Genomic DNA, 6,663 nt, shown 5'->3' with positions numbered 1-6,663 from the left:
TTGCCGGGGCCGAATTCCTCGACGGCGAAGTCGACGAAGGCGCGCACTTTGGCGGAGAGATGGCGCGTATGCGGATAGATCACGTGGAGCATCAGCGGCGGCGCCTGCCATTCGTCGAGGACGGAGAGAAGCGCGCCGGAGCGCAGGGCCTCGTAACTGATGAAATCCGGCGAGACCGAAAGCGCCTGCCCCGCCATCAACACCGCATTCGCCGCGTCGGCATTGTTGCAGAGGAGCGGGCCCTTCACCTCCACCTGAATGCGCTTGCCTGCACCATCCTGCATTTCGAGAAGTTCGGGGCGCTGCACCTGGCTGTAGAGGATGAAGGTGTGGTCGGCGAGATCGCGCGGATGTTTCGGCATCCCATGCTTTTCGAAATAGGCGGGCGTGCCGACGACGAGGCGGCGCACCGGCGCGAGCTGGCGCGCGATCAGGCTCGAGTCGACGAGCGGCGAGATGCGCAGCGAAACATCGAAGCCCTCCTCCATCAGATCGACGCGGCGGTCGTTCAGCTCGAGTTCGATGCTGAGTTCGGGATAGCGGGCGATGAATTTCGGCATCACCGGGCCTAGCTCGCGGATGCCGAAGGTCATGGGCGCATTGACGCGTAGCTTGCCGCGCACCGCGCCCTCGATGCAGACCGCGTCGCGTTCGGCCTCCTCGGCTTCCGCGACGATGCGGGCGGCCCGCTCGAAGACGACGGCGCCGGCCTCGGTGACGTTGAGCTTGCGGGTCGTGCGGTTCAAAAGGCGGATGCCGAGTTCGTCCTCAAGCATCGAAATCTGACGGCTCACCATGGATTTCGAGAGCTTCAGGGCCTCGGCGGCGGCAGTAAAGCTGCCCGTTTCGACCACCTTGGCATAGGCGGCGAAGGCATTGAGATCGATAGTCATTGGGCGCCTCAACGGAACAATCTGTTCCAGAAACAATGAATTGTTTCAGATGGCAATGCAAATAGATATAGCGCACCGAAACAACAGGCTCCGCGTATCGGGGCGTACCCACTGGAGGGGAAGATGACCGACAAGACCCGCGTTCTCGTGCTCTATCACAGCTCCTACGGCCATATCGAGAAGCTGGCCGCCGCCGTTGCGGCCGGCGCGCGCTCGGAAGCCGATGTCGAAGTCGATGTGAAGCGCGTCCCCGAGACGATGCCGGAAGACCTGATGAAGCAGGCCGGCATGAAGGTCGACCAGGCCGCGCCGATCGCCGCGCCGCATGAACTCGCCGAATACGACGCCGTCATCTTCGGCACGCCGACGCGCTTCGGCAACATGACCGGCCAGATGCGGACCTTCCTCGACCAGACGGGTCCGCTCTGGGCGAAGGGTGCGCTGATCGGCAAGCCGGGCAGCGTCTTCACCTCGACGGGCACGGGCGCCGGCAACGAAACGACGATCACCTCGTTCCACTCGACGCTGCTTCATCACGGCATGATCATCGTCGGCGTACCCTATGGGATCGCTCCGGAACTCTTCGACGTCTCGGTGACGCGTGGCGGCTCACCCTACGGCGCCAGCACGCTTGCGGGCGGCGACGGCAGCCGCCAGCCGAGCGAGGCCGAACTTTCGATCGCGACGAAGCAGGGTGCGCATGTCGCGCGCATTGCGAAGAAGCTCAAGAACTGACCCCCCGCGGAGCACCGTAAGCGTATCGCTCCGCGCCCCCGGCCGGCGCTCTCCCCCCGGCGCCGGCCGGGCGTAATTTCAAAGAGAGAAAGGCACATCATGATCGACGTCAGACCCTTCGACAGTCTCGGCGGTGCCAACCACGGTTGGCTCGACGCCAAGCATCATTTCTCTTTCAGCAACTACTACGATCCTGCCCGCATGGGCTGGGGCGTGCTGCGCGTCTGGAACGACGACCGCATCAAGGCGCAGTCGGGCTTCCCGCCCCACCCGCATCGCGACATGGAGATCATCACCTTCGTCCGCGAAGGCGCGATCACCCATCGCGATCACCTGAACAATGAAGGCCGCACGGCGGGCGGCGACGTGCAGGTGATGTCGGCGGGGCGCGGCATCCAGCATGCCGAATGGAACCAGGAGGATGGCGACACGACGCTCTTCCAGATCTGGATCGAGCCGCGCAAGAAAGGCATTTCTCCCCGCTGGGAGCAGGCCGAATTTCCGAAGACGGACCGCAAGGGCCAGCTCGTCCAGCTTGCGAGCGGCAAGCCCGACGCACCGGCGGAAGCGCTTTACATCGAGCAGGATGCCGCCATTCTCGGCGCCACGCTCGACAAGGGCCAGGAGGTGACGCACAGGCTTGCCGGTGGACGGCTCGCTTACCTCGTGCCCTCGAAGGGCAGCGTCACCGTCAACGGCGTGCTCGTGCCGGAACGCGCGGGCGCGGCCATCCGCGACGTGGATACGCTTGTCATCCATGCCGAGGAAGATGCCGAGATCGTGCTGGCGGATCTCCCGCCGGAGGAGTGAGACTACCCCCTCCCCCCTCAAGGGGGAGGGCTAACACCGAAAGAGGTCGTCATGGGATTGCTCGTGGACGGACAATGGCAGGACCAGTGGTACGACACGGGCAAGACTGGCGGACGCTTCGTGCGGAAGGATGCCGCCTTCCGCAACTGGGTGACGGCGGACGGCGCCGCCGGCCCGACCGGCGATAGCGGCTTCAAGGCGGAAGCCGGCCGCTATCACCTCTATGTCTCGCTCGCCTGCCCTTGGGCGCACCGGACGCTGATCTTTCGCAAGCTGAAGCGGCTCGACGACAAGATTTCGATCTCCGTGGTCGATCCGCTGATGCTTGAGGAGGGCTGGACGATCAAGGGCGATTATCCCGCCACCATTCCCGACACGCTCTATGGCAAGACGCGTCTCTACGAGATTTATCAACTCGCCATGCCGGACTATACGGGCCGTGTCACCGTGCCCGTGCTCTGGGACAAGGAGCGCCGGACGATCGTCTCAAACGAATCGTCGGAAATCATCCGCATGTTGAATTCGGCCTTCGATGCGCTTCCCGGCGTCGAGGCCTCGCTGGATTTTTATCCGACCGCGCTTCGCCCGGAGATCGATGCGATCAACGCCGCCGTCTACGACCGCGTCAACAATGGCGTCTACAAGGCCGGTTTCGCCACGAAGCAGGACGCCTATGAGGAAGCCGTGACGGCGCTTTTCGACGAACTCGATACGATCGAGGCTCAGCTGTCGCGCCAGCGTTATCTCGCGGGCGACCGGATCACCGAGGCCGACTGGCGGCTATTCACGACGCTGGTCCGGTTCGACGCGGTCTATCACGGCCACTTCAAATGCAATTTGCGCCGCATCGTCGACTATCCGAATCTGTGGAACTACCTGCGCGACCTATATCAGGTGCCGGGCGTGGCCGAGACGGTCAATCTCGATCACATCAAGCGTCACTACTACGGCAGTCACAAGACCATCAATCCCACGGGCATCGTTCCGCTGGGGCCGCTGCTCGACTTTTCAGCGCCGCATAATCGCGACCGCATCCAGCTTACTGGCGCGACGGCTGCATCACACGATTGACGTCGTTGATGGTCCGGTTCTCGTCATAGCGCACGCCCGTCGGCAGCTTCGCGTTGAAGGCCTTGAGCTGCGGATCGTTGCTTTGCGAAACGCCCTGCTCGACATAGGTGACGACGCAGCCCGGCGTATCGTTGCCCATGCGCGGGGTTGCGTTGCATTCGCGCATGGCGGCGCGCACCATTTTTAGATGTGCGTCGTTGAGCTTCGCGAGGGACACCTGATCGGTCGGCAGGACGACGCTGTCTCCGACCGGCTCCGCTGCATTCGCGGATCCAACAGGTGCGACGGCGAGCCCGACGGCCAGGCATATTGCGGCAATTCTTCCGTTCATTTCGATCTCCTGCGGCTCCCGGGTACTCGCCCGGCTGAACATCCATCAACAAAACGCTGGTCGTGCCGTTTTCGCTCCCTAAGATGAGCCAACCATAAAATCCGGGAGGAACGATGAGCGGCTTTTCCGACTACGACAAGTACGACGCGCTGGGGCTTGCGGAACTGGTGCGCAAGGGCGCCGTGAAACCGGAGGACCTCCTCGACGAAGCGATCGCGCGAACCGAAAAGGTCAATCCGAAAATCAATGCGGTCGTGCTGAAGCATTACGACAAAGCAAAGCGTCAGATTGCAGATGGCCTGCCGGAGGGCAAATTCAAGGGCGTTCCTTTTCTGTTAAAGGATCTTCATCTGCTGCTCGACGGCACGGTGACAAGCTTCGGCTCGGGCGCATTCAGAGACTACAAGGCCGACCACAACAGCACGCTGACACAGCGTTACCTCGATGCGGGCCTCGTCGTCTTCGGCAAGACCAATTCGCCGGAGTTCGGCCTCTCGGTGACCACCGAACCGCATCTCTATGGACCGACGCGCAATCCCTGGGACGTGACCCGTTCGGCGGGAGGCTCGTCCGGCGGCGCGGCGGCGGCGGTTGCTGCCGGGCTCGTGCCTTGCGCCAATGCGAGCGACGGCGGCGGCTCGATCCGCATCCCGGCTTCCGCCTGCGGGCTCTTCGGATTGAAGCCGACACGAGCGCGCACGCCGATGGGTCCAGATCGCGGCGAGGGCTGGGCCGGCATGTCGATCTCGCATGTGGTGTCGCGGTCGGTGCGCGACAGTGCGGCGATGCTCGATGTCACGCATGGGCCGGCGGATGGCGACCCCTATGCGGCGCCGGCCTTCACCGGCTCCTATCTCGAGGAAGTCTCGACGGCGCCGGGCAAGCTCCGCATCTCCTTCACGACGAAGCGCCCGAACGGAAGCCAGAGTCACAAGGACGTGGTGAAGGCGATCGAGGCGACGGCGAAACTCCTCACCGATCTCGGCCATCATGTGGAGGAGGCCGCGCCCTCCATCGACGTCGACGAGATGGCGAAACATCAGGGCACGATCATCGGCGGCAACGTCGCGATGACTCTCCGGAGCCGCGCGGCGCAACTCGGCCGCGACCTCGCCAAGGACGAGATCGAGAAGTTCACCCATCTGGTCACCGAACTCGCCAAGACACGCAGCGCCGCCGACTACGCCGCCGCGACGCTCTACATCCACCAGATGAGCCGTAAATTCGCGGCCTATCACGAACGCCATGACATCCACCTGTCGCCGACACTGTCGCTGCCGCCGGTGCCGCTTCGTGCGCTCGACACCATGTCGGACGACATCGGCGCCTATCTGGCCCTGAGCGCCGAATATGTGCCGAGCGTCGGCATCTACAACATGACGGGGCAGCCCTCCATGTCGGTGCCGCTCCACTGGAACGCCGGCGGCCTGCCCATCGGCGCGATGTTCACCGGACGCTTCGGCGACGAGGCGACGCTGTTCCGTCTGGCGGGTCAGCTCGAATCGGCGCAGCCCTGGGCGCAGAAGCGGCCCACGCCTTGAGGGAGCGGGGATAAGTTTTTCGATAAAAAAGTTTCGTCCACGGATGAAATGCCCCCTTGACCAGCGTGACGCTCCTTACCATCTATCCGGTTATCTCCAGGAGTGTGTCCGGTAAGTCATCCACGATTGCGTAGCGCTTTCGCGGCGCGTTGCCGCGCGTCCCGCCCAATGAATAGACCGAAGGAAGATCATGCGAATTCTCATCGTCTCGATCGCCGTCGTGCTTGTGCTCGCCATGGTTCTCGCGGCCGCCATCGCCTTCGACGCGCCGAAGACACCGCCCGTCATGCCCTCGGTCGCGAAGTCGCTCGATCACGTGGATTTCAGCGATCTGCCGGCGATGAGCCATTTCACCGCGCGGGACGGCACGGCGCTCGCCACCCGCGCCTATCCGGGCGATCCGGCACGGGTCGTCATCCTCGTTCATGGTTCGTCCGGGACCACGGCCAGCATGCATGCGGTTGCGCAGGCCCTGCATCGGGCCGGTGCCACCGTTTACGCGCTCGCCATGCGCGGGCACGACCATACGGGCCGGATGGGCGATGTCGATTATGTCGGGCAGCTCGACGACGACGTGGCGGATTTCGTCGCAACGCTCGGCGCGCGCAAACCCGGCGAGCGTCGCGTGCTTGTCGGCTTTTCGTCGGGCGGCGGCTTCGCGCTCAGGATCGCGGGCGGTCCCTATGGCAAGCTCTTCGACCGATATGTTCTCGTCTCGCCGTTTCTGCGCTACGACGCGCCGACGACGCGCGCGAATGGCGGCGGCTGGACGCGCGTGGCGGTTGCCCGCATTGCCGGCTTGACCGCGCTCGACCGTCTCGGCATTCACCGGTTCGACTATCTGCCGATCATCGCCTTCGCGGTCGCGCCGGAGATGATGCAGGTGCAGACGGCGTTCTACACCTACCGCATGATGCGCAATTTTCAGCCGCATGACGATTATCTCGGAGACCTTGCCCGCGCGCCGGCGCCGGTAGCGCTGGTGGTCGGCGAGAAGGACGAAATCTTCAAGGCGGACCGATATGCGCCGCTGCTGAAGCCGGTGCGGCCGGACCTCGCGGTCACGATCGTGCCGGGCGTCAACCACATGGGGATGATCGCGACGCCCGAAGGCACGCGGGCCATCGCGGCGGCGGCGCTGGCAAGGGATGAGGGCCCCCCACCCTAAAAATCCTTCGGATTTTTAGACCTCCCCTCCAAGGGGGAGGTAGGACTTACCAGAGGTCCGGCGCGGCCTCGCCCATCAGAAATTCCATGATGCGGGCGCGCGTGCCGCGCGTCG

General features: G+C 64.0%; 7 protein-coding genes. 5 read left to right on the top strand and 2 right to left on the bottom strand.

Annotated features, from left to right (window positions below):
• Positions 1 to 893 (bottom strand): LysR family transcriptional regulator (locus VMR03_RS11395; protein WP_325405285.1); only part of this gene is annotated, 893 nt, incomplete at its 3' end.
• A 123-nt stretch (positions 894 to 1,016) separates the two neighbouring features.
• Here VMR03_RS11395 and wrbA point away from each other — a divergent pair.
• The 3 genes from wrbA to VMR03_RS11380 all read left to right on the top strand — a co-directional run bounded on the left by wrbA (position 1,017) and on the right by VMR03_RS11380 (position 3,509).
• The gene (gene wrbA / locus VMR03_RS11390; RefSeq protein ID WP_325405283.1) at positions 1,017 to 1,628 is read left to right on the top strand and encodes an NAD(P)H:quinone oxidoreductase; all 612 of its coding nucleotides are present in this window, start codon (positions 1,017 to 1,019) and stop codon (positions 1,626 to 1,628) included.
• Between the two features lie 99 nt (positions 1,629 to 1,727).
• Positions 1,728 to 2,438: a pirin family protein gene (locus VMR03_RS11385; protein ID WP_325405281.1), complete on the top strand. Its 711-nt coding sequence runs from the start codon at positions 1,728 to 1,730 to the stop codon at positions 2,436 to 2,438.
• Between the two features lie 51 nt (positions 2,439 to 2,489).
• Positions 2,490 to 3,509 (top strand): glutathione S-transferase family protein, encoded by a 1,020-nt coding sequence (locus VMR03_RS11380; protein WP_325405279.1) that lies wholly within the window; start codon positions 2,490 to 2,492, stop codon positions 3,507 to 3,509.
• Here VMR03_RS11380 and VMR03_RS11375 read toward each other — a convergent pair.
• Positions 3,478 to 3,840, bottom strand: coding sequence for a hypothetical protein (locus tag VMR03_RS11375; protein WP_325405277.1), 363 nt, complete (start codon positions 3,838 to 3,840; stop codon positions 3,478 to 3,480). The genes VMR03_RS11380 and VMR03_RS11375 overlap by 32 nt on opposite strands.
• 113 nt (positions 3,841 to 3,953) lie before the next feature.
• Here VMR03_RS11375 and VMR03_RS11370 point away from each other — a divergent pair, with 113 nt between their 5' ends.
• Entirely contained in the window at positions 3,954 to 5,381 is a 1,428-nt protein-coding gene (locus VMR03_RS11370; RefSeq protein ID WP_325405275.1) for an amidase, read from the top strand.
• 190 nt (positions 5,382 to 5,571) lie between these two features.
• Positions 5,572 to 6,549 carry an alpha/beta hydrolase gene (locus tag VMR03_RS11365; protein ID WP_325405273.1) on the top strand — a complete coding sequence of 326 codons (978 nt, stop codon included), beginning with the start codon at positions 5,572 to 5,574 and terminating at the stop codon, positions 6,547 to 6,549.
• Positions 6,550 to 6,663 lie beyond the last annotated feature (114 nt).

The organism is Parvibaculum sp., assembly GCF_035511255.1.
Taxonomy (GTDB): domain Bacteria; phylum Pseudomonadota; class Alphaproteobacteria; order Parvibaculales; family Parvibaculaceae; genus Parvibaculum.
Note: the sequence above shows the minus strand (reverse complement) of the source record. Positions and strands in the feature narration are given on the sequence as shown.